Here is a 22,088-nt window from a genome sequence, read left to right on the forward strand (position 1 = left end):
CTGCGCTTCAATAGATTTCAAACAGGCCGGCCGCGCCCATGCCGCCGGCGATGCACATGGTCACCACGGCGTAGCGCGCACCGCGCCGCTTGCCCTCGATGAGCACGTGGCCGGCCAGACGGGCCCCGGTCATGCCGAAGGGATGGCCGATGGAAATGGCGCCGCCGTTGACGTTGAGCAGTTCTTCCGGAATGCCCAGGCGGCGCTGGCAGTACAGGGCTTGCGAGGCGAAGGCTTCGTTGAGTTCCCACAGGCCGATGTCTTCCATGCGCAGGCCGTGCCGCTGCAGCAGGCGCGGCACCGCAAAGACCGGGCCGATGCCCATTTCATCGGGCTCGCAACCGGCCACGGCAAGACCACGGAATGCGCCCAGCACCGGCAATCCCGCACGTTCTGCGGCACGCGCTTCCATCATCACGCAGGCCGAGGCCCCGTCGGAGAGCTGCGAGGAATTGCCTGCGGTGATGAACTTGTCCGCGCCCATCACCGGGGCCAGCTTGGCCAGCGCCTCATGGGTGGTACCGGGGCGGTTGCAGTTGTCGGCCTCCACCGTCACCTCGCGCAGACTGGTCTGGCCGCTGGCCTTGTCGGTCACTTGCATGGTGGTGGTGCAGGCCACGATCTCGTCGCGGTAGCGTCCGGCTTCCTGCGCTTCGGCGGTCTTGCGCTGGCTGGCTTCGGAGAAGCGGTCCTGGTCTTCGCGCGAGATGCCGTAGCGCGCGGCCACGATGTCGGCGGTCTCGATCATGGGCAGGTAGAGGCCGGGCTTGTGCTCGACGATCCACGGGTCCATGCCGCTGTCGCCGCTGTCGGTGGCGCTGCGGCTGCGGATCTGCGAGATGCTTTCCACACCGCCTGCGATCATGGCATCGGCGCCATCGACCACGATGCGGCCGGCGGCCATCGCAATGGCTTGCAGGCCCGAGGCACAGAAACGATTGACGGTGGTGCCGGCGATGCTGATGGGCAGCCCTGCGCGCACGATGGCCTGGCGCGCGATGTTGCGGCCGGTGGTGCCTTCCGGATAGCCGCAGCCGAGGATGGCATCCTCGATCTGGCCCGGATCGATGCGCGCACGTTCGACGGCGGCGCGCACGGCGAAGGCCGCCAGGGTCGGGCCGGGCGTGACGTTGAATTCGCCGCGATGGGCCTTGGTCAAGGGAGTACGCGCAGTGGATACGATGACGGCTTCCCGCATCATGGAATTCTCCTGGAAGGATGGTGCAAGGGGGAGACCGGCAATACGCGCGGTCTCCGGTGAGTGCGGTCGAACGTTCAGCCGGCCTGGTTCAGCGATTCAAAATTGGCGCCGCGTTCGACCAGTTCCACCAGCAGCGGCGAGGGCGTCCAGAACAGCGGGTCTTCTGCAGCAAAGGCGCGGATGTCGGCCAGCACATTGGGCAGGCCGACCATGTCGGCGTATTTCATGGGACCGCCACGATGGCGCGGGAAACCGTAGCCATAGAGGAAGGTGACATCCACATCCAGCGGGCGCAGCGCAATGCGCTGGTGCACGACATTGGCACCTTCATTGATCATGGCCGCCAGGTAGCGGCGCTGGATGTCTTCCTTGCTGAAGCTGCGCGGGGTGATGCCGGCACGCGCACGTTCTTCGTCGATGAGCGCGAGCACTTCCGGGTCCGGCGCGCCGCTACGCGGTCCATCCGGATAGCGATAGAAACCGCGTCCGCTCTTCTGGCCGAACCAGCCGCGCTCGCACAGGCGGTCGGCAATGTGGACGTAGCGCGCACGCGGATCGCGCGTGGCGGCGCGGCGCTTGCGGGTGGCCCAGCCAATGTCGCCACCGGCCAGGTCCACCACCTGGTACGGCCCCATGGCAAAACCGAAGTCGCGCACCGCGGCATCGATCTCATAGGGCGACGCGCCATCTTCCATCAGGGCATCGGCCGCCTGGCGATACACGGCCAGGATGCGATTGCCGATGAAGCCATCGCAGACCCCGGCGCGCACCGGCACCTTGCGCAGGCGCTTGGCCAGTTCGAAAGCGGTGGCCACCACGTCGCCTGCGACCTGGCGCGGCACCACGATTTCCAGCAGCTTCATCACATTGGCCGGGGAGAAGAAATGCAGGCCGATCACGTCCTCAGGACGGGAGATGCTGGTGGCAATCGCATCGATGTCGAGGTAGGAAGTGTTGGTCGCCAGCACGGCGCCGGGTTTGCAGACGCGGTCCAGTTCGGCGAAGACGGCTTGCTTCACCGTCAGATCTTCGAAGACGGCTTCGATCACTACATCGGCGGCGGACAAGTCTTCATAACGGGTGCTGCCCTGCAAGCGCGCTAGTACGGCATCGCGGGCTTCTTGCGTGAGACGGCCCTTGGCCACCTGGGCGTCGTAAGTTTTTTCCACATGGCCGCGTCCACGTGCGAGCGCTTCGTCGTCGCGTTCGATCATGGTCACCGGCAAACCGGCATCGAGCACCGCCACGGCAATGCCCGCACCCATGGTGCCGCCGCCGACCACGCCGATCTGTTCGATGCGGCGTGGCTGGGCGTTGCGGGTCTCGGGGGCTTTCTGGACCTCGCGTTCGGCGAAGAAGGCGTGGATCAGGCCGGCGCGTTGCGGGCTGTCCAGGCATTGCAGGAAGAACTGGCGTTCCAGTGCGAGTCCTTCGTCGAAGGGGAGAGTGGTGGCGGCTTCCACCGCATCGATGATCTTGTGCGGGGAGAACAGGCCGCGCGATTTCTTGCCGGCCTCGGCGCGTGCGGCCGCAATGGCCGCTTGCGTGGCGGCGGTATCGACCAGCCCTTTGCCATCGCGGCTGCGGCGTACCGGGGCGTGCGTGTCGAGCAGGGCCTGCAGTTCGCGCAGGCCGGCCGCGCGTGCCTGGTCGGCGCTGTCGCCCTCGGCCAGCTGGTCTACCAGACCGAGCGAAAGGGCTTCCTTGGCGCTGAGATGGCGTCCGGTCAGCATCATGTCCAGCGCGGCCTGCGCACCGATCAGGCGCGGCGTGCGCTGGGTGCCGCCGGCACCGGGCAGCAGGCCCAGTTGTACTTCGGGCAGTCCCAGGCGGGCGTTGCCGAGGGCCACGCGGTAATGCGCAGCCAGCGCCACTTCCAGCCCGCCGCCCAAGGCCGCACCGTGGATGGCCGCCAGCACCGGCTTGTTGCAGGCTTCGATGCGATTGCACAGTTCGGTCAGCAGGGGCGATTGCGGCGGCTTGCCGAATTCGCGGATGTCGGCCCCGCCGATGAAGTTGCGGCCCGCGCCGGTCACCAGGATGGCGGCCACGCCTGCATCGGCCTCGCCCTCCTCGATGGCGGACATCAGGCCCCGACGCACCGCCACCCCCAGCGCATTGACCGGCGGGTTGTCGATGGTCACCACCAGGATGGCGCCTTCACGCGCCAGATGGACCGGGGGCGTTTCGCCCGCCGCCGTGGATTGCTTGGACATGCAGCAGTCTCCTGTTCTAGTCGGTTCGCATAGCGAAACTCAAGTTCGCAAATGGCTTTTGTCGGCAACGATACCGCATTTGCGCCGGATGTGTAAACCGTGCATACCGCAGCGGCCCGATCTGCACAATTGTCAGCAAGGGTCAGGCGGGGCGGGCGTTTGCGGCCGATGGCGAAAAAGGCAGGTTGAGCCGGGGGCCTCTGTTGGCGCTGTTGAAACGCCACATCCGGACTGCTTGTTTTGCACAGCGGAACACGCGTTCGCAAATAATTGACACTGCGATTTCAGGTGTGTACATTCCACAGCCAATGAGGGGCGACGTGACCATGCGGCACGGCCCTGCCACGCGGAGATGTGACGGATGGATGAGATTGTGTCGTTCAAGGGTGAGGATGAGAGCCACGACCGGCAGTTCGTCAATGCTCTGGCGCGTGGATTGGAGATCCTGCGGTGTTTCCGCCCCGGGGAGATCTACCTCACCAACACCGAACTGGCCAAGCGCACCGGCCTGCCCAAGCCGACCATCTCGCGCCTCACGCACACCCTGACCCGGCTGGGCTATCTCGAATATTCCGAAGACCAGGGCCGCTATCAGCTCGGCTCCGGCGTGCTCGCGCTGGGCTACTCGCTGCTCTCCGGCATGGATGTGCGCAAGCTGGCGCGTCCGGCCATGCAGGAGCTGGCCGACTATTCGCAGTGCAATGTGGCGCTGGGCATCCGCGATCGCCTGAGCATGGTCTACATCGAAGCCACGCGCGGCCAGTCCGCCGTGACCTTGCGCCGCGACGTCGGCTCGCGCATTCCGCTGGCCACCACCTCCATGGGCCGCGCGCTGCTGTGCGCCTTGCCCCAGAACGAACGCGATTTCCTGATGGACCACATCCGCCTGCGCAATGAAGAGCAATGGCCCAAGGTCAAGGCCGGCATCGAGCAGGCCTTCAAGGATTACCAGGATCATGGTTTCTGCATTTCCGTCGGCGAATGGGAAAAGACCATCAGCGCCGTGGGCGTGCCCATGATCGATGCCAACGAAGAAAAGATCATGGCCTTCAATTGCGGCGGCCCGGCCTTCATGCTGACGCGCGAGATGCTGATGGAAGACCTCGGCCCGCGCCTGGTGAACGTGGTGCGCACGGTGGAAGCGAGCATGGGCCGCCATTGAGCGGCAGGCAGCAACGAACAAGTCACAACGAGCAACAACGAGCACGGAGACAGACGCGCCGCCATGCCGCAGGCATGAGCGGTGCGCAGCAAGGCAGTACCGCAGTTCCATCACAACAAAAAACAGAAGTCAGCGCCATCGGGGTCATGCAGACCCGTTTCAGCCATGGGTGTCCGGTGCCGTCCGGCCGGGATGCGCACGTTCGCAGGCAGCATCGTGCGCCTGGCATCCATCGCTGAAGCGGGACGTCCCCGGCCAGGACAGACATCAACATCACTCAGATTCACTCAGAGGAAAAAGGTGGAGACAATGACGAACAAGCATCAAGGCATCAAGCGACTGGCCCTGCTGGCCTGTGTGGCCTCGGCACTGGCCGGTGGCGCGGGCAGCGCGGCCGCCGACGAACTCAAGGTCGGGGTGGAAATTCCGCTGACCGGCAGCCTGGCACGCGTGGGCTCGGGCATGCAGGAGGGCATCAACGTGGCGGCCGATGTCTTCAACAAGACCAACGGCAAGCACAAGATCAAGCTGGTCACCATCGATGACGAATCGGCCCCGGCCAAGGCCATTGCCGCCGTCGAGAAGCTGGCTGGCGAAGGCGTGCTGGCCATCACCGGTGGCTACGGCTCCAACAACATCGCACCGGCCGCCGATGCGGCGGGCAAGGCCGGACTGGTCTACATGACCTCCGGCGGCGTGGACGACAACCTGGTCAACAGCGGCCGCAAGAACTTCTTCCGCATCAACAACGTGGCCGGCTACCAGAAGGCCATGGTGGGCCTGCTGGACGACATGAATGCACGCTCGGTCTCCATTGTCTATTCCACCAAGGAAGCCACGGCTGCGCTGGCCAAGGACCTGGAAAAAGCCTGGGGTGCCAAGGGACTGAAGGTGACCGCGCACGCCTTTGATCCGGCCATCAGCGACTTCAAGCCCATCGTCAACAAGATCAAGCTGCAGGACAAGCCGGAAGTCATCGCCATGATCGGCTACGAGAATGACTACGTCGGCATCCTGCGTGCAGCGCGCGTGTTGAAGCCGGCGGTCAAGGCCATGGTCGGCGTGTGGTCGCTGGCCACCCCGAAGATGGCGCAGGACTTCCCGGACCTGGTGCCCAATGTGTATGGCACGGCGCTGCTGCCGTATCCGGCGCAGTTCACCACGGCCGATGGCAAGCTCTTTGAAGAAACCTATCGCCGCCTCTACAAGAAGGACCCTGACTACCTGGGCCAGTTCGGTTACGTGCAATCGATGCTGCTGTTCGAAGCCATCGCCCGCGCCGCCGACAAGGGCACGCTCAAGAAGGATGGCGTGGCCGAAGAAATGCGCAAGACCGATCGTGAAACCCTGATCGGCCGCGTGCAGTTCGGTGCCAATGGCGACAACCTGAACTTCACCCACCACATGGGCCAGCACCAGGGCGACAAGGTCGCCATCGTCTGGCCCAAGGCGGCTGCTACCAACAAGATGAATTATCCGGCCGTGCCTTGGTAATGTCCGGGCGGCGCGCACGCTGCACGGGCGTGCGCGCCGTTGCCCACTCCAACGGAATGCAGACATGAATGAACTGATACTGCAAGCCCTGTACTCCGGGCTGCTGCAGGGGGGCTCCTACGCTCTCATTGCCCTGGGCCTGGCGCTGGTGTTCGGCGCCATGCGGGTCATCAACCTGGCGCAGGGCGAGCTGGTCTTGCTGGCGGCCTATATCGCCTACTCGGTGGAATCGGGCCTGGGCCTGAACCCGGTACTGGCCATCCCCATCGCGCTGGTGGTGGTGTGCCTGACCTCGGCCATCGTGTATTTCGTGGTCAGCCGCATCAAGAAGGACCGCGAGATCAATTCGCTCATCCTCACCTATGGCATCGGCGTCATCCTCACCAACGGCATGCTGCTGATCTGGAAGGCCGACATCCGTTCCACCAGTTCCGAATGGCTGCAGGAAGCCTTCGTGCTCGGCCCCTTCTACAGCATGCGCAGCGAAGTGCTGTTCTTCGGCGTGAGCCTGCTGATGATGGCCGCGCTCTGGTGGTGGCTCTCGCGCAGCTGGTATGGCCGCGCGGTGCGCGCCGTCTCCAGCAACCGCGATGCGGCCAAGCTCATGGGCATCAATCCCGGTTATACCGAACTGGTGTCCTTCATCGTGGCGGGCATCCTGGCGTCCTTCGCCGGGGTGGCCTTGTTCAGTTACGGTGTTATCAGCCCAGCTTATGGCGGGGTGCTCACGGTCAAGGCTTTCATTATTACTGTATTGGCCGGTGTGGGCTCGATTCCGGGCGTGCTGATCGGCGCGATCCTGCTGGGCGTGGCCGAGGCGCTGACCGTGACCCTGGCCAGCTCGGCCCTGCAGGAACTGGCGGGCATGGGGCTGTTCCTGCTGGTGCTGTTCATCATGCCCAACGGCTTGTTCGGCGTGCGCGCAAGAAGGGGATGAGATCATGACGATGAACAAGAACAAGCTGCCCGCATTGCTGCTGCCCTTGCTGCTGATCGGCGCACCGCTGCTGCTGGCGCAGGACCATTACGTGATGAGCCTGCTGGTGGCCGCGATGGTGATCGGCGGCATCGCGCTGTCGTGGGCGCTGTTGGGCAACCTGGGCGGCATGATCAGTTTCGGTCACGCGGCTTTCTTTGGTGTGGGGGCTTATACCTCGGCGGTATTGAGCATGAAATTCGGCGTGCCGGTATTGCTGGGGATGCTGCTGGGCGGCGTCGGCGCACTGGTCGCGGCGCTGGCGATGTTGCCGGTATTACGACTGCGCGGTCCGTATTTCGCGCTGGCGATCCTGGCGTATGCACACATCTTCCGCATCCTGGCCACCGAGTGGACCTCGATGACCGGCGGCTCGGGCGGGCTCTCCAACATTGCGCGCCTGCCGACGGTGATGGGCGTCGACCTGTCGAGCAAGATCGGCGCGTATTTCGTGATCCTGCTGATCGTGGCGGTATTCGCGTTGGTATATGCGCGAGTGCGCGAGAGCCACTATGGATTGGCCCTGCGCGCCATGCACGAGAGCGAGGACGCGACCCGCGTGGTGGGCGTCAACAGCACCGTGCTCAAGGGCATGATGCTGCTGCTCTCGGCCTTCATGTGCGGCGTGGTCGGTGCCTTCAATGCGCACTACATCAGCTTCCTGGAACCGGACTATGCCTTCAGCGCCCTGTGGGTCACCATCCCCATCGTGGCTGCCATCTTCGGAGGTTATCGCAGCATCACCGGACCGGTGGTCGGGGCGGTGGTGGTCTACCTGCTGGATCAGCTGGTGTTCAAGAACATCATTCCTTCCGGCCATCAGCTGGTGCTGGGGGCCTTGCTCGTGGCGATGATCGTCTTCAGTCCGGACGGCTTGCTGCCGCTGCTGCGCAAGCTGGGCAAAGGCAAATCCGCAGGAGGCAAGCATGCTGCAACTTGAAAAAGTCTCGGTGCGCTTCGGCGGCCTGACGGCGGTCGATGAAGTCACGCTGCAGGTCGGCACCGGCGACGTGGTCGGACTGGTCGGCGCCAATGGCGCGGGCAAGACCACGCTCTTCAATGCCATCTCCGGACTGGTGCGTCCGACCAGCGGCAGCATCCGCTTCAATGGCGCCGATATCCTGCATGCGCCGCTGCACCGCCGTGCGCGGCTGGGCATCGGCCGCACCTTCCAGATTCCGCAGCCCATGCATGAACTGACGGTGCGGCAGAACCTGATCGTGGCGCAGCGCTTTGCCACCGGCAAGGTGGATGCGGCCAGGATCGACGAAGTGCTGGCCTTCACGGGCCTGGCCGAAAAGGCCGAGCGCGATGCCGCCACCGAACTGGCGCTGACCGAACTGAAAGCGCTGGAAGTGGCCAAGGCGCTCGCCACCCAGCCCAAGCTGCTGCTGCTCGATGAAGTGCTGGCCGGGCTGGAGACCAATGGCAAGCGCCGCTTCATGCAGATGCTCAAGGGCCTGCATGAGGCCTTTGCGGTGGGCATCGTCATCATCGAACACGACATCGAGACCATCAGCAACCTGTGCCCGCGCGTGGCCGTGCTCAATTTCGGCCAGCTCATCGCCGAGGGCGCGCCGGCGCGGGTGTTCAATGATCCTGCAGTCATCAAGAGTTATACGGGAGCGTGAATGCTTGAAGTCACCAACCTGCGCGCCGGCTACGGTGCCATCAATGTGCTGTGGGATGTCTCCCTGACGGTGGGGCAGGGCCAGCTGACCACCATCATCGGGCCCAACGGTGCCGGCAAAACCACGCTGCTGCGCGCCATCATGGGCCTGATTCCGATCGGGCAGGGCCAGGTCACGCTGGATGGCAAAGTGCTCAATGGCATGCCGACCTGGGAAATGTCCAAGGTCTCGATGGCGATGATCCCGGAAGGGCGCATGATCTTCCGCGCCATGAGCATCGAGGAAAACCTCATCGTCGGTGCCTTCGCCCCGCAGCACCGCGCGCGCGTGAAGGACAACCTGGAGCGCGCCTACACCATGTTCCCAAAGCTGCGCGAACGTCGCCGCCAGCTGGCCGGGTCACTCTCGGGTGGCGAGGCGCAGATGCTGGCGATGGCGCGCGGGCTGATGTCTGAACCCAAGCTGCTCATCATCGATGAACCCTCATTGGGATTGGCCCCGGTGGTGGTCAACGAACTCTTCGAGATCCTGGCGCGATTGAAGGCAGAGGGCCGCACCATCATCCTGGTGGAGCAGAACACCGAACGCGCCGTGGGCGTGGCTGATCACGTCTACCTGATGCAGGGCGGCAAGGTGATCCTGTCGCAGAAGGCCAGCGAGGTGGCGCTGGATCATCTGCATGATCTTTACTTCGCACGATGAGGCCATGACGGCGCGCTGCGGCTGACCGGTGTGCGCCAGCGTGAAGTTTTGTCCCAAAACAAAACGCCCCGCTATCTCACGACAGCGGGGCGTTGTTCATGCTACCTGCGGGACTCAGGCCTTGGACTTGCCGTCCTGTGCCTTGGCCGCTGCCAGCGCGGTCATGTTGATGACACGGCGCACGGTGCTCGACGGGGTCAGCACGTGCACGGGGGCCGCCGCACCCAGCAGGATCGGGCCGATGGTGGTGCCCTGGCCGCTGCTGGTCTTCAAGACGTTGAAGAGAATGTTGGCGGCATCCAGGTTGGGGCAGACCAGCACGTTGGCGGCACCCGTCAGGCCGCTGTCGGCCAGGCCCGCATTGTTGCGGATCTTTTCCGACAGGGCGGCGTCGCCGTGCAGTTCACCGGCGGATTCGACCTCCGGTGCCAGCTTCTTGAAGGCTTCATGCGCGGCGGCCATCTTGCGGGCCGAGGGACGCGAGGAGCTACCATGGTTGGAGTGCGACAGGAAGGCCACCTTCGGCGGCACACCAAAGCGCGCCACTTCTTCGGCGGCTGCCTTGGCGATGCGCGCCAGCTGCTCGGCGTCCGGAGTGTCGTTGACGTAGGTGTCGGTGATGAAGAGCGTCTGTTCCGGCAGCAGCACCGCGTTCAGGGCGGCGAATTCCTGCGCGCCGTCCTTCAGGCCAATCACCTTTTCCACATGGGCCAGGTGGCCGTCGTAGTTGCCATCCAGGCCGCACAGCATGGCGTCGGCGTCACCGGCCTTGACCATCAGCGCCGCCAGCAGGCTGCCGCTGGCACGCACGTCGGCTTCGCTGCCGTCCTTGTACTGGGCGGCGTACTGCGCCACGCGGGCGTCGCTGGCTGGGTCGATCACTTGCACGTTCTGGCCGATCTTGATGCGCAGGCCGGCCTTCTTGATGCCGGCTTCGATGGCGGCGGGCTGGCCGACCAGGATCGGTGCGGCCAGGCCTTCGTCGGCCACGAACTGCACGGCGCGCAGCACGCGCTCATCCTGGCCATCGGCGTAGACCACGCGTTGCGGCGCGACCTTGGCGGTGTTGAAGACGGGCTGCATGAACATGCCGGTCTGGTAGATGAAGCGGGTCAGTTCTTCGCGGTAGGCGGCGTAGTCCTTGATGGGACGCGTCGCCACGCCGGACTCGGCAGCCGCCTTGGCCACGGCCGGGGCGATCTTCAGGATCAGGCGCGAATCGAACGGGGTCGGGATCAGGTAGTCGGCACCGAACACCAGTTCCTTGCCGGGATAGGCGGCGCTGACTTCGGCGCTGGTCTCGGCCTTGGCCAGGTCGGCGATCTCGCGCACGCAGGCCAGCTTCATGGCTTCGGTGATCTTGGTGGCACCGCAGTCCAGCGCGCCACGGAAGATGTAGGGGAAGCACAGCACGTTGTTGACCTGGTTCGGGTAGTCCGAACGGCCGGTGGCGATGATGCAGTCCGGACGGACCGACTTGGCCAGCTCGGGGCGGATTTCCGGTTCCGGGTTGGCCAGCGCCAGGATGATGGGCTTGTCGGCCATGGTCTTGACCATCTCGGCGGTCAGCACGCCAGGGGCCGAGCAGCCCAGGAAGACGTCGGCGCCATTGACCACGTCGGCCAGGGTGCGCGCCTCGGTCTTGATGGCGTAGCGCTGCTTGGAGGCGTCCAGTCCACCGGGGCGGCCTTCGTAGATGACGCCCTTGCTGTCGACCATGTAGACGTTCTCGCGCTTCACACCCAGGCCGATCATCACTTCCACGCAGGCGATGGCGGCTGCGCCCGCGCCGGAGACGGCGATCTTGACGGCGCCGATGTCCTTGCCGACCAGTTCCAGGCCGTTCAGCAGGGCGGCCGAGGAGATGATGGCGGTACCGTGCTGGTCATCGTGGAAGACCGGGATGTTCATGCGGGCCGAGAGCTTCTGTTCGATGTAGAAGCATTCCGGGGCCTTGATGTCTTCCAGGTTGATGCCGCCCAGGGTCGGCTCCAGTGCGGCGATGATCTCGACCAGCTTGTCCGGGTCGTTCTCGGCCAGTTCGATGTCGAACACGTCGACGCCGGCAAATTTCTTGAACAGGCAGCCCTTGCCTTCCATCACCGGCTTGGAGGCCAGCGGACCGATGTTGCCCAGGCCCAGCACGGCGGTGCCGTTGCTGATGACGGCCACCAGATTGCCGCGCGAGGTGTAGTCGAAGGCCTTCAGCGGATCGGCTTCGATGTCCAGGCAGGGATAGGCCACGCCCGGCGAATAGGCCAGCGACAGGTCGCGCTGGTTAGACAGCGGCTTGGTGGGGCGGACTTCGATCTTGCCGCGCGACGGGGTGCGGTGGTATTCGCGGGCGGCGTCACGCAGGAGTTGCTCGGCGGCAGAAATTTGTTGGGTCATGGTCTGGTTGAGGGATGAAAAACGGTCTTGAAAAAGCGGTCTGCGCAACGACTTGCGTTGCTGCGGCCAGCTTGTACTGTTCTGGTTTCCTGGTCTTGAATGCGGCGGGCCGATCGGGAAGGATGGTGTTTCTCGTCGGTCCGGAGTGGGGTACGGAAAGCGGCCTCCAGTGATGGTGGCCGATAGTCCGCGCCTGCCTCCGCCTGCTCCGGGCTTGTGGCCGCCGGAACGGGTGCGGGGAGGGGGATATTACCTAAAAATTCACGCTTCGGGTTTTTTGCGGCGATGCCGTTTGATATCAAGGGGGCGCCGGTGGCTGTTACAAGCTGTTTCCAAGTTGACGATTGTTGACACAAATCTGCAAGCAAGGCGCGCGCATAATGCCATTGAGCCTGCTGATGAGTCTGATGCCAGTCATCGGTGGGAGCGGTTGGACGCGTTGTGTCTACAGTCTGCGTTTCAATCGCGATTCAAGCGTGTTCATCGTTTTTTGATTTTTCATTTTCGTTGGGAGCGTCATCATGAGTCCGCAAGAAACCCAAGCCCTTCAGGATTTTCTCCAGCAACTGACGCAGGTGCAGGGCATCAGCAAGGATGCCCAGGCCGATGCCATGATCCAGGCGGCGGTGGCGCGCCAGCCGGATGCGGCGTATCTGCTGGTGCAACGGGCCTTGTTGATGGAACAGGCCCTCAACGCGACCAAGGCCCAGGTGGCGGCCCTGCAGAACCAGGTGCAGTCGTTGCAGGCCAATGCTGCAGGTGGCGCGCGGAGCTCGGGCTTTCTCGATGGCAACGCCTGGGGCAATGCGCCCGCGGCAGCCTCGGCACGCCCGCAGCCTGCGGTCCCGGCTTATATGCCGGCCCCTGCACAGCCCTATCCCGCGCCCCAGCAGGCCGTGCCTGCCTATCAGGCAGCCCCGGCGGCAGCGCCTTCATCCGGGTTCTTTGGCGGCGGCATGGGCAGCATGCTCGGCACCGTGGCGGCGACCGCAGCGGGCGTGGCCGGTGGCGCCTTCCTGTATCAAGGCATCGAGCACCTCTTCAATGGCAACAGCGGATCGGGACTGGCGCATCAGAACGGCTTGAGCGCGCCGGTGGAAAATATCGAGAACACTACCGTCAACAACTATTACGGCAGTGATGGGGATCGCAAATCGGATTTCGCCAGCAATGACAGTGGCAGCGACTCCGGTAGCAGCAGCGATCTTGCCGATCTGAGCAATTTCGATGTGGATGACGGCGGGGGATACGACGATACGCTGGTGTAAGCCGCAATCCCCCTCGGAGAAGCCTGCGCGAGCAGGCTTTTTTTATGGCCCGCTGTTGCGCACGTGCATTCCCGTGCCGTGGAGATGCCCTGGTCTCGCTTGACTTCACTCAGTGCACTCCCTATGATGCGCATACATCGATGCATATGCATTGTTTTGTGCGATCCCCGGCGCGGCCTCGTTGACGCCGGATTGTCATCCCTCGCCAACCGGATTCCCCATGAGCAAGGACATCTGCACCTGCGCCCCCCTGCGTCGTCTCACCCGCAGGATCACCATCATCTATGACCATCACCTGCAGGACAGCGAACTGAGCATCACCCAGTATTCGTTGTTGAGCCGCATCGGCCGCAAGGGACCGATCGCCAATATCGTGCTGGCGCAGGACATGGGCATGGACCGCAGCACCCTGAGCCGCACCCTGAAACCCCTGGTGGCCGCCGGCTGGATCGAGACCGTCGACCTGCCCGACGATGCCCTGCTGGACAAGCGCTCTTTCGCCCTGCAACTCTCCCGCACCGGCCGCGCCAAGCTGGAGGAAGCCCGGCCGCGTTGGCGGCGTGCCCAGGACGAGATCGACCGCCGTCTCGGTCCCAAGCTCGCGCGCGAATTCAATGACCTCATCGAAGACGCCTATGCCCGCCTGCAGGACGCGTGACGCGCCCGCAGGCCCGGTTTAAGGGGGCAATGAACCTTGCTTCACCCGACGATTCGCTCCCACCCATCCAACAAGCTCGCACTGCCCTCCCGACAGGATCGCCATGAACAAACTGACCCAATCGCTGGCCAACGCCGTCACGCCCCGCTTCCACTATGCCTGGGTGGTGGTGGGCGTGATCTTCCTCGTGCTGCTGTGTTCGGCCGGCATCCGCGCCACGCCTTCGGTGATGATCCTGCCGCTGGAACAGGAGTTCGGCTGGAACCGCTCCACCATCTCGGTGGTGATCTCGGTCAACATCGCCTTGTATGGCCTGATCGGCCCGTTCTCGGCGGCAGCCATGCAGCGCTTCGGCATCCGCCGCGTGGTGCTGGGGGCGCTGGTGCTGCTGGCCAGCGGCACGGCCCTGTCGACCCTCATGCACATGCCCTGGCACATGCTGCTGTCGTGGGGTTTGCTGGTCGGTGCCGGTACCGGCGTGGCGGCCAACACCCTGGGGGCCACCATCGTCAGCCGCTGGTTCGAGACCCGGCGCGGCCTGGCCATGGGCTTGCTCACCGCCAGTGCGGCCACCGGGCAGATGGTGTTCCTGCCGCTGATGGCCTCCATGGTGGGCAGCTACGGCTGGCGCTCGGTGGCTTTCCTGGTGTCGGCGGTGGCGCTGCTGGCCATTCCGCTGGTGTGGCTGCTGCTGCCGGAAGGCCCGGCGGCCATCGGCCAGAAGATGCTCGGCCAGACCAGCGAGACCGCCGATGATGGCCGCTCCAGGCGCAATCCGTTGGCCATCGCCTTCGATGCGTTGCGCACGTCGGTGCGCATGCCGGACTTCTGGCTGCTGTTCATGAGCTTCTTCGTCTGCGGGCTCTCCACCAATGGCTACATCGGCACGCAGTTCATCGCCATGTGCAATGACTACGGCATCAATGAAGTCAAAGGCGCTTCCATCCTGGCGGCCATGGGCATGCTGGACCTGGTCGGTACCACGCTCTCGGGCTGGCTCTCGGACCGCTACAATCCGCGCGTGCTGCTGTTCTGGTATTACGGCCTGCGCGGACTGGCGCTGATCTTCCTGCCGTATGCCTTCGGCTTGCAGTATTACGGACTGGCCATCTTCGCGATTTTCTATGGCCTGGACTGGATCGCCACCGTGCCGCCGACCGTGCGCCTGGCCAATGACGTCTTCGGCCGCCTGGCCGCGCCCATCGTGTTCGGCTGGATCGTGGCCGGGCACCAGCTCGGCGCCGCTACTGCCACCACGGTGGCCGGCTACATGCGGGCGACGCTGGGCAATTACACGCTGTCGTCGATCATGATGGGCGTGGCCTGTCTGATCGGCGCGGTGCTGGTGTTGCGCATCAAGGGACATCAGGGATCGCAGCCGCAACCGGCCAGCGCGTAAATCATTTCACCTGTGTCTTTTGGAGAAGGCCAGCTTTCTTGTGGAAGCTGGCCTTTTTTTCCTATATCGGGCATTTGGGACAATCGCGGAGACCGTCGGCAGCATGCCAGAATGCGCTCTTTCGCCAGCCGGGGCGCTGGCCCATTTTCCTAGCTCGATGATGAACAAGACTCTCCGGCTGCTCCTGCAGCGCCGTCTGGCGCGGCTGCCTCTTCAGCTCGCGCTGTTCGCTTGCACTCTCTCCCTGATGCGTGGCGTGCAGGCCGCCGAAGCGATCATGCCCACCGTCGAAGACAAGACCCCGCTGCTGATGCCGCGGCAAGCCGCCGCGCGGCCAGCCTACCTCGCGGCTGCGCAGCGCCGCTTCGAGCAGGGCAGCCAGGGCAACCAGATCATCGGGCAACTGCAGGGCGGGCTGTTCTGTACCCGCAGGAACGAGATCGTCTGGAACCAGAACAGTGCCGAAGTGATGTTGCCGACCAATGCGCTGTTCCTGCGCTTTCGCAGCGAGCTGCAGCAGCACGGCTATCCGGTGCCGGCGTCCCCGGCCGAACCGCTGTTCCGGGAACAAGACGCTGCCCGCGAACGCGCCCGGCCGGCCGACTTCAACCTCCAGGTAGGCGTGATCATCAGCCAGTTCCAGACCAATCTCTGCGCCAAGGGCGGCGACAGCTGGACCGGCGAGGCCTATCTCCGCCTGGAATGGCAGGTGTTCGCGCCGGAGCAGCGCAAGGTGATCTATCGCGGCATGAGCGAAGGCGTATTCCGTTCGCGTGAGCGCAGTCTTGATGGCAGCGTGCCGCCGATTCCGATGGAAGCCTTCGGCGCGGCGGTCCGCAATCTGCTGGCCGATCCCCGCTTTGCGCTGGCGCTGCAATCGCCCTATGACAGCCTGGCCGCGGCTGCAATTGGCGGTGCCGGCAGCGACGTTGCGCGCGCACCGGAGGCCATGCCGGCAGGCAGCCCGCTGGCCATCGACAACCAGCCCGCCGAACGGGGCAATGGCGAAATTGCCAGGGTGATGCCGGAGTTGCGTTCGGCGGTGGTCACGGTGCTGACCGAGCGCGGCTCCGGTACCGGTTTCTACATCGGCAGTTCCGGCTGGCTGCTGACCAACCAGCATGTGATCGGGCAGGCGCGCGCGGTACGGGTGCGCCTGCCGACCGGACGAGAACTGCTTGCTGAAGTCGTGCGGGTGGATGCGGCGCGTGACATCGCGCTGCTCAAGACCGAAGCGCCGGGTGTGCGGCCAATGCCGCTGCGCATGGGCGAGCCGGGCATCGGCGAGGATGTGTATGCGCTGGGTTCTCCGCTGGGCGATGCCTTCAATACCACGCTCACGCGCGGCATCCTCAGTGGCGTGCGCAAGGTGCGCGATCTGGATTTCCTGCAGAGCGATGTGGCGATCCTGCCGGGCAGCAGCGGCGGTCCCTTGCTGGACAAGTCAGGCCAGGTGATCGGCATCACCGTGGCCGGGCTGGGGGCCAAGGGACTGGCCGGGATGAACTTCTTCATCCCGGTCGGCAGTGCCATCGAGCGCCTGCAATTGCAGTTGCAGAACCGCGATCAGCGCAAGCCCTGATCCGTTCTGCTGCTGCACGCAGCGGGCAGCAGCGTTCAATCCCACTGCGGCGCAAATCCCGGATTGGCAAGCCGCTCGCCGCGGTCGAGCGCAGCGATGGCCTGCATCTCCGCCTCGGAGAGCGTCAACTGTTGCGCCTGCAAATTGGCGGCCAGGTTCTCGCGTCGCGTCGAGGAGGGGATCACCGCAAAGCCCTGCTGCAGCGACCAGGCCAGCGCCACTTGTGCGGCCGACACTCCATGGCGGGCGGCGATCTCCAGCAGCGTCGCGTCCTCCATCACCTTGCCATACGCCAGCGGCATGTAGGCCGTCAGGTGGATGCCCTTGGCACGGGCAAAATCGACCACCTTGCGGTTCTGCAGGAAGGGATGGATCTCGACCTGATTGGTGGCAATGGCTTCCGCACCGACGGCGGCGATGGCCTGCTCCATGTGCGCGATGGTGAAGTTGGAAATGCCGATCAGGCGCGTGAGCCCCTGTGCCTTGGCCTCGGCCAGTGCCTGAAGGTAGTCGGCCACCGGCAGTTCATCCTGGGGGGAAGGCCAGTGGATCAGCGTCAGGTCGAGCTGATCGAGGCGCAGCTTGTGCAGGCTTTCCTTGAGACTGGGGAGGAGCTTGTCGCGGGAGAGGTTCTCGGTCCAGATCTTGGTGGTCACGAAGAGATCATCGCGGGCCACGCCGCTGTCGGCCATGGCTTGGCCGACTTCGGCTTCGTTGCCGTAGATCTGCGCGGTATCGATGTGGCGATAGCCGAGGTCCAGGCCGTTGCGGACCGAATCGATGACCTGCTGGTCCTTGAGACGGAAGGTGCCCAGGCCCAGGGCGGGGAGGGTGGAGGTGTGCATGACTTGTCCTTTGCGTTGATGATGAGGCCCGGCAGGCCAGTGCTGCCGGGGCGATCAGGATCAGAGCGATTGAGTATCGGACAATTCCTTTTTCGCTTGAAGTGCCGCACGGACAAATCATTGTTGAATTCAAGTCAATAATGCATGCGCGGCATTTGCCGGTCTGCCTCGCTCTTCCCTGCGACGGGTGAGGCGATGCGCATCGTCCACTGCGTCTTTCCGAGACGCTGTCCGAGGCAACTGCCAAAGCTGACGCCCAGCTTGCCAGCTTGGTAACGCTACCAGCCGCAATGCTAGAATGCCGCCATGTCCGAAAAGCGTATGCCTCCTCCAGATTCTCCGATGCAAATCACCAGTGCCGAGCGCGACGACGACAGCGCCGAACCGCGCCGCCGTGCTGCCCGCAAGAGCGCCGGTGGCATCACGCTGCGCGATGTGGCGCAGCTGGCGGGCGTGGCACCGATCACCGCATCGCGTGCGCTCAATACACCGTCGGCAGTCTCGCCCAAGGTCTTGCAGAAGGTGCGTGAGGCGGTCGAGAAAACCGGTTACGTGCCCAACCTGCTGGCCGGCGGACTGGCCTCCAACAAGAGCCGGCTGGTGGCGGTGGTGGTGCCGACCGTCATCGGTCCGGTGTTCCAGGAAATCGTCCATACCCTGACCGAAACGCTGGCTGCGGCCGGCTACCAGGTCATGCTGGGCCAGAGCGGCTACGAGAATTCGCGCGAAGATGCGCTGCTGGAAGCCATCATCGGGCGCCGTCCCGATGGCGTGGTGCTGACCGGCATCATGCGCTCGGCAGAAGCGCGCAAGCGGCTGCTGGCCAGCGGTATCCCGGTGGTGGAGACCTGGGACCTGACACCGACCCCCATCGACATGCTGGTGGGCTTCTCGCACGAAGCCATCGGCCGTGAGGTGGCGCGCTACCTGCATGCGCGCGGACGCCGCAAGGTGGCCGTGGTGGGCGGACGCGATGAGCGCAGCCAGCGGCGCATGAATGCCTTCGCGCAGGAGTGCGCGGCGCTGGGCATGCAGCAGGGCAGGGGCGAGGTTCCCATGTATCACGTCGTCGCCCCGACTACGCTGGGGCAAGGCCGCCAAGGCTTGGCCGAACTGCTGCAGGCGCAGCCTGATCTGGATGCCATCTTCTGCAGCTCCGACCTGCTGGCGCTGGGCGTGATGATCGAAGCGCAGAGCCGCGGCATCGCCATTCCCGGCCAACTGGCCGTGGTCGGTTTCGGCGATCTGGAATTCTCGCGCGACCTGCAGCCGCGTCTGACCACGGTGCGCATCGATGGCACCGGCATCGGGCAGCGCGCCGCGCGCTTCATCATCGAGCGCGCCTCGGGCGGCGAAGTCAGCGAGCGTATTGTCGATGTCGGCTTCTCCATCATCGCGCGCGACAGCGCCTGAGTTTTCGCCGAAGCGCCTCATCTTTTCTGATCTTTCCTCATCCTTCCTGATGTGCTGATGCCTTGAGGCAATCAACGCTTCCCCATTGACAGTCAAAATTGGTACCGCTACCATGCATTCAATTCAAATTTGGTACCGCTACCAATTTGCAGTCTGATCGTTTCCGTTTCCGGAGAAAACCCGCCATGACCCAGAACCCAGCTTCCGCATCGTCCCCGACATCGTCGTCATCCCAGCACAAGGGCGCGCCGCGCGTGACCGACATGCGCGTCATCCCGGTGGCCGGGCATGACAGCATGCTCTTGAACCTCTCGGGGGCGCATGGTCCGTATTTCACGCGCAATATCGTCATCCTCACCGACAGTGCCGGCAACACCGGCGTGGGCGAAGTGCCGGGCGGGGAGGGTATCCGCCAGACGCTCGACGATGCGCGCTCGCTGGTGGTGGGCCAGTCCATCGGCAATGTGCAGGCCATCCTCAATCGTGCGCGTACCGCTTTCGCCGACCGCGATGTGGGTGGACGCGGCCTGCAGACCTTTGACCTGCGCATCGCCATCCACGCCGTCACCGCGCTGGAGGCGGCCCTGCTGGATCTGCTGGGCAAGTGCCTCGACGTGCCGGTGGCGGCCTTGCTGGGCGAGGGCCAGCAGCGCGATGAGGTGGAGATGCTGGGGTATCTGTTCTACGTGGCCGATCGCCGCAAGACTGACCTGCCGTACCTGGCCGCGGCGGATGCGGACGATGACTGGCTGCGCCTGCGCCACGAAGCCGCGCTCACGCCGGAGGCGGTGGTGCGCCTGGCCGAGGCGGCCTATGCGCGCTACGGTTTCAATGACTTCAAGCTCAAGGGGGGCGTGATGCGCGGCGAGGAGGAGATCGCCGCCGTCACCGCCCTGGCCGAGCGCTTCCCCAAGGCACGCATCACGCTCGATCCGAATGGCGGCTGGCTGCTCAAGGATGCCATTCGCCTGTGCCGCGACCAGCATGATGTACTGGCCTATGCGGAAGATCCCTGTGGTGCTGAGGACGGCTACTCGGGCCGCGAAGTGATGGCCGAATTCCGCCGTGCCACCGGCCTGCAGACCGCTACCAACATGGTAGCGACCGATTGGCGCCAGATGGGCCATGCGATCTCGCTGCAATCGGTGGATATCCCGCTGGCCGATCCGCATTTCTGGACCATGCAGGGTTCGGTGCGGGTGGCGCAGATGTGCCATGAATGGGGGCTGACCTGGGGTTCGCATTCGAACAACCACTTCGATATTTCCCTGGCCATGTTCACTCACGTGGCTGCGGCCGCACCCGGCAAGATCACCGCCATCGATACCCACTGGATCTGGCAGGACGGCCAGCGCCTTACGCGCGAACCGCTGCAGATCGTGGGCGGCAAGGTCAAGGTGCCGGCCAAGCCGGGGCTGGGCGTGGAGCTGGATATGGAGCAGGTCGAGGCGGCGCACCAGACCTACCGCAACATGGGGCTGGGCGCGCGCGATGATGCGGTGGCCATGCAATACCTGATCCCTGGCTGGAAATTCGATCCCAAGAAACCTTGCCTGGTGCGTTGAGCAAGGGTCTTCATCTGTTTTGACGAGGCTGCGAGAAGAGCGCGATCGACGCGTCGGCGGCCTGCACTTTCTTTCATCAACCGGCAGTACGGGCTCATACGAGGAGACAACCCGTGAATCCATCCCAGTCCTCCCCCGCAACGAACCAGGTCCTCACCTCGGCGGTGAGCAAGATCAAGTGGCGCATCCTGCCGCTGTTCGTGGCCATGTTCATCATCAACTACATCGACCGCGTCAACATCGGTTTCGTGCGCAGTCATCTCGCGACCGATCTCGGCATCGGCGCAGCAGCCTTTGGCCTGGGCGCGGGGCTGTTCTTCGTCGGCTATGCCATCTTCGAAGTCCCTTCCAACATGCTGCTGCAACGCTATGGGGCCCGCGCCTGGCTCACGCGGATCATGTTCACCTGGGGCCTGGTGGCGGCTTGCATGGCCTTCGTGCATAGCGAGACCAGCTTTTATTTCATGCGCTTTTTGCTGGGCGTGACCGAGGCCGGTTTCTTCCCCGGCGTGGTGTATTACTTCACGCAATGGCTGCCCAATCATGAGCGTGGCCGGGCCATGGCGGTGTTCCTGTCGGGCTCGGCGATTGCATCGATTCTCTCCGGTCCGATCACCGGCGCGCTGCTGTTGATTGAAGGTGGCGGACTGCATGGATGGCAATGGATGTTCCTCATCGAGGGCGGTGCGTCGATGCTGTTCTGCGTGGTGGTGTGGAAGGTGCTGGACTCCACGCCGCGCGATGCCAAGTGGCTCTCGCCGGAACAACGCGAGGCGCTGGCCACGGTCATCGCGGCCGAACAGGAGCAGCGTGCGGCCAATCGTCCGCCGCACGTCTCGGCGCTGAGCTTGTTGCGTGATCCGCAGATCGTGCTGTTCTGCCTGATCTATTTCGCCATCCAGCTGACCATCTATGGCGCCACCTTCTGGCTGCCGACCATCATCAAGAAGATGGGCCATTTCAATGATTTCCAGGTCGGCCTGTTCAACTCGATTCCGTGGATCGTGGCGATTGCGGCGATGTATGTCTTTGCCGTGCTGGCCGCGCGCTACAAGAAGCCGCAGTTCTGGGTGGCGACCACACTGGTGATTTCGGCCATCGGCATGGCGGTCTCGGCTTCGGCCGGTCCGGTGATCGGCTTCGTGGCGGTGTGCTTTGCGGGCATCGGTTTCAAGGCGGCTTCGTCCTTGTTCTGGCCCATTCCGCAGGCCTATCTGGATGCGCGCATTGCGGCAGCGGTGCTGGCGTTGATCAATTCGCTGGGCAACCTGGGCGGCTTCTTCGCACCGGCTACCTTCGGTTACCTGGAGCAGAAGACCGGTTCCATCCAGGGCGGCTTGTATGCATTGTCGGCGGCTTCGCTGGTGGCGGCAGTGCTGGTATTTCTGGCACGGACCCGGCCGTCGGTGCAGGACGGCGGCGGTTCGGCTGAAGGCCGCACAGAACCGGTGGCCAAGCACGCGGTGTGAGCACGGCGCGCGATTGATTTCTCCGAGGTCTTCCTCGTTTGCGTCCGCCCGCCCGTGATCTCACGGTGCGCCGGGCGCATTTTTACGCGGGTGGAGCGCGCCGGTTTTGTCCAAGC

17 protein-coding genes are annotated in these 22,088 nt (G+C 64.3%); 13 read left to right on the top strand and 4 right to left on the bottom strand.

Annotated elements, in window-relative coordinates; genetic code table 11:
• Window positions 1-7: 7 nt before the first annotated feature.
• Together J2X56_RS16505 and J2X56_RS16510 are read right to left on the bottom strand one after the other, a co-directional pair.
• Window positions 8-1,198: an acetyl-CoA C-acyltransferase gene (locus tag J2X56_RS16505; RefSeq protein WP_310161004.1), complete on the bottom strand. Its 1,191-nt coding sequence runs from the start codon at window positions 1,196-1,198 to the stop codon at window positions 8-10.
• A 77-nt stretch (window positions 1,199-1,275) separates the two neighbouring features.
• Window positions 1,276-3,417, bottom strand: a complete 2,142-nt coding sequence (locus J2X56_RS16510; RefSeq protein WP_310160934.1) for a 3-hydroxyacyl-CoA dehydrogenase NAD-binding domain-containing protein — start codon at window positions 3,415-3,417, stop codon at window positions 1,276-1,278.
• A 361-nt stretch (window positions 3,418-3,778) separates the two neighbouring features.
• On the opposite strand from J2X56_RS16510, the gene J2X56_RS16515 reads away from it, so the two are divergent.
• The 6 genes from J2X56_RS16515 (at window position 3,779) to J2X56_RS16540 (ending at window position 9,382) form a co-directional block, all read left to right on the top strand.
• On the top strand, window positions 3,779-4,579 hold the full coding sequence (locus J2X56_RS16515; RefSeq protein ID WP_008326330.1) for an IclR family transcriptional regulator: 801 nt from the start codon (window positions 3,779-3,781) through the stop codon (window positions 4,577-4,579).
• Between the two features lie 309 nt (window positions 4,580-4,888).
• Window positions 4,889-6,073: an ABC transporter substrate-binding protein gene (locus tag J2X56_RS16520; protein ID WP_121044095.1), complete on the top strand. Its 1,185-nt coding sequence runs from the start codon at window positions 4,889-4,891 to the stop codon at window positions 6,071-6,073.
• Between the two features lie 64 nt (window positions 6,074-6,137).
• Entirely contained in the window at window positions 6,138-7,010 is an 873-nt protein-coding gene (locus J2X56_RS16525; RefSeq protein WP_034340218.1) for a branched-chain amino acid ABC transporter permease, read from the top strand.
• A gap of 4 nt (window positions 7,011-7,014) precedes the next feature.
• A complete protein-coding gene (locus tag J2X56_RS16530) occupies window positions 7,015-7,989 on the top strand; it encodes a branched-chain amino acid ABC transporter permease (protein WP_134137131.1) in 975 nt (324 codons plus the stop codon).
• Window positions 7,976-8,680, top strand: a complete 705-nt coding sequence (locus tag J2X56_RS16535; RefSeq protein WP_310160941.1) for an ABC transporter ATP-binding protein — start codon at window positions 7,976-7,978, stop codon at window positions 8,678-8,680. Before J2X56_RS16530 ends, J2X56_RS16535 begins: the two co-directional genes overlap by 14 nt.
• Entirely contained in the window at window positions 8,681-9,382 is a 702-nt protein-coding gene (locus tag J2X56_RS16540; RefSeq protein WP_134137130.1) for an ABC transporter ATP-binding protein, read from the top strand.
• Window positions 9,383-9,496: 114 nt separating this feature from the next.
• Here the strand turns inward: J2X56_RS16540 and J2X56_RS16545 are convergent, their stop codons facing one another.
• Window positions 9,497-11,773: an NADP-dependent malic enzyme gene (locus tag J2X56_RS16545; protein WP_209567743.1), complete on the bottom strand. Its 2,277-nt coding sequence runs from the start codon at window positions 11,771-11,773 to the stop codon at window positions 9,497-9,499.
• 521 nt (window positions 11,774-12,294) lie between these two features.
• Between J2X56_RS16545 and J2X56_RS16550 the strand changes: the two genes are divergently transcribed.
• The 4 genes from J2X56_RS16550 (at window position 12,295) to J2X56_RS16565 (ending at window position 16,680) form a co-directional block, all read left to right on the top strand.
• Window positions 12,295-13,041 carry a DUF2076 domain-containing protein gene (locus tag J2X56_RS16550; protein WP_209567741.1) on the top strand — a complete coding sequence of 249 codons (747 nt, stop codon included), beginning with the start codon at window positions 12,295-12,297 and terminating at the stop codon, window positions 13,039-13,041.
• A gap of 220 nt (window positions 13,042-13,261) precedes the next feature.
• Window positions 13,262-13,699 carry a MarR family winged helix-turn-helix transcriptional regulator gene (locus tag J2X56_RS16555; RefSeq protein ID WP_134221608.1) on the top strand — a complete coding sequence of 146 codons (438 nt, stop codon included), beginning with the start codon at window positions 13,262-13,264 and terminating at the stop codon, window positions 13,697-13,699.
• A gap of 103 nt (window positions 13,700-13,802) precedes the next feature.
• On the top strand, window positions 13,803-15,098 hold the full coding sequence (locus J2X56_RS16560; protein WP_310160946.1) for an MFS transporter: 1,296 nt from the start codon (window positions 13,803-13,805) through the stop codon (window positions 15,096-15,098).
• A 160-nt stretch (window positions 15,099-15,258) separates the two neighbouring features.
• Window positions 15,259-16,680: a S1C family serine protease gene (locus J2X56_RS16565; protein ID WP_245202104.1), complete on the top strand. Its 1,422-nt coding sequence runs from the start codon at window positions 15,259-15,261 to the stop codon at window positions 16,678-16,680.
• Window positions 16,681-16,715: 35 nt separating this feature from the next.
• Here J2X56_RS16565 and dkgB read toward each other — a convergent pair whose 3' ends face one another.
• The gene (gene dkgB, locus J2X56_RS16570) at window positions 16,716-17,525 is read right to left on the bottom strand and encodes a 2,5-didehydrogluconate reductase DkgB (protein WP_310160952.1); all 810 of its coding nucleotides are present in this window, start codon (window positions 17,523-17,525) and stop codon (window positions 16,716-16,718) included.
• A gap of 342 nt (window positions 17,526-17,867) precedes the next feature.
• Between dkgB and J2X56_RS16575 the strand changes: the two genes are divergently transcribed.
• The 3 genes from J2X56_RS16575 to J2X56_RS16585 all read left to right on the top strand — a co-directional run bounded on the left by J2X56_RS16575 (window position 17,868) and on the right by J2X56_RS16585 (window position 21,972).
• Window positions 17,868-18,938: a LacI family DNA-binding transcriptional regulator gene (locus J2X56_RS16575; RefSeq protein WP_209567735.1), complete on the top strand. Its 1,071-nt coding sequence runs from the start codon at window positions 17,868-17,870 to the stop codon at window positions 18,936-18,938.
• Between the two features lie 185 nt (window positions 18,939-19,123).
• Window positions 19,124-20,503, top strand: coding sequence for a glucarate dehydratase (gene gudD, locus J2X56_RS16580; protein ID WP_209567733.1), 1,380 nt, complete (start codon window positions 19,124-19,126; stop codon window positions 20,501-20,503).
• A gap of 113 nt (window positions 20,504-20,616) precedes the next feature.
• Window positions 20,617-21,972: an MFS transporter gene (locus J2X56_RS16585; protein ID WP_121044052.1), complete on the top strand. Its 1,356-nt coding sequence runs from the start codon at window positions 20,617-20,619 to the stop codon at window positions 21,970-21,972.
• The last annotated feature ends 116 nt before the right edge of the window (window positions 21,973-22,088 follow it).

This window comes from Herbaspirillum sp. 1173 (assembly GCF_031455335.1).
Classification (GTDB): domain Bacteria; phylum Pseudomonadota; class Gammaproteobacteria; order Burkholderiales; family Burkholderiaceae_D; genus Herbaspirillum; species Herbaspirillum huttiense.

Excerpts from the sequence above, each read along its gene's own strand:
- dkgB (WP_310160952.1), bottom strand. The coding sequence starts at position 17,525 with ATGCACACCTCCACCCTCCCCGCCCTGGGCCTGGGCACCTTCCGTCTC.
- J2X56_RS16520 (WP_121044095.1), top strand. The coding sequence starts at position 4,889 with ATGACGAACAAGCATCAAGGCATCAAGCGACTGGCCCTGCTGGCCTGT.
- J2X56_RS16545 (WP_209567743.1), bottom strand. The coding sequence starts at position 11,773 with ATGACCCAACAAATTTCTGCCGCCGAGCAACTCCTGCGTGACGCCGCC.
- J2X56_RS16565 (WP_245202104.1), top strand. The coding sequence starts at position 15,259 with ATGAACAAGACTCTCCGGCTGCTCCTGCAGCGCCGTCTGGCGCGGCTG.
- J2X56_RS16515 (WP_008326330.1), top strand. The coding sequence starts at position 3,779 with ATGGATGAGATTGTGTCGTTCAAGGGTGAGGATGAGAGCCACGACCGG.
- J2X56_RS16540 (WP_134137130.1), top strand. The coding sequence starts at position 8,681 with ATGCTTGAAGTCACCAACCTGCGCGCCGGCTACGGTGCCATCAATGTG.
- J2X56_RS16505 (WP_310161004.1), bottom strand. The coding sequence starts at position 1,198 with ATGCGGGAAGCCGTCATCGTATCCACTGCGCGTACTCCCTTGACCAAG.
- J2X56_RS16575 (WP_209567735.1), top strand. The coding sequence starts at position 17,868 with ATGCAAATCACCAGTGCCGAGCGCGACGACGACAGCGCCGAACCGCGC.
- J2X56_RS16535 (WP_310160941.1), top strand. The coding sequence starts at position 7,976 with ATGCTGCAACTTGAAAAAGTCTCGGTGCGCTTCGGCGGCCTGACGGCG.
- J2X56_RS16510 (WP_310160934.1), bottom strand. The coding sequence starts at position 3,417 with ATGTCCAAGCAATCCACGGCGGCGGGCGAAACGCCCCCGGTCCATCTG.
- J2X56_RS16525 (WP_034340218.1), top strand. The coding sequence starts at position 6,138 with ATGAATGAACTGATACTGCAAGCCCTGTACTCCGGGCTGCTGCAGGGG.
- J2X56_RS16560 (WP_310160946.1), top strand. The coding sequence starts at position 13,803 with ATGAACAAACTGACCCAATCGCTGGCCAACGCCGTCACGCCCCGCTTC.
- J2X56_RS16550 (WP_209567741.1), top strand. The coding sequence starts at position 12,295 with ATGAGTCCGCAAGAAACCCAAGCCCTTCAGGATTTTCTCCAGCAACTG.
- J2X56_RS16530 (WP_134137131.1), top strand. The coding sequence starts at position 7,015 with ATGACGATGAACAAGAACAAGCTGCCCGCATTGCTGCTGCCCTTGCTG.
- J2X56_RS16555 (WP_134221608.1), top strand. The coding sequence starts at position 13,262 with ATGAGCAAGGACATCTGCACCTGCGCCCCCCTGCGTCGTCTCACCCGC.
- gudD (WP_209567733.1), top strand. The coding sequence starts at position 19,124 with ATGACCCAGAACCCAGCTTCCGCATCGTCCCCGACATCGTCGTCATCC.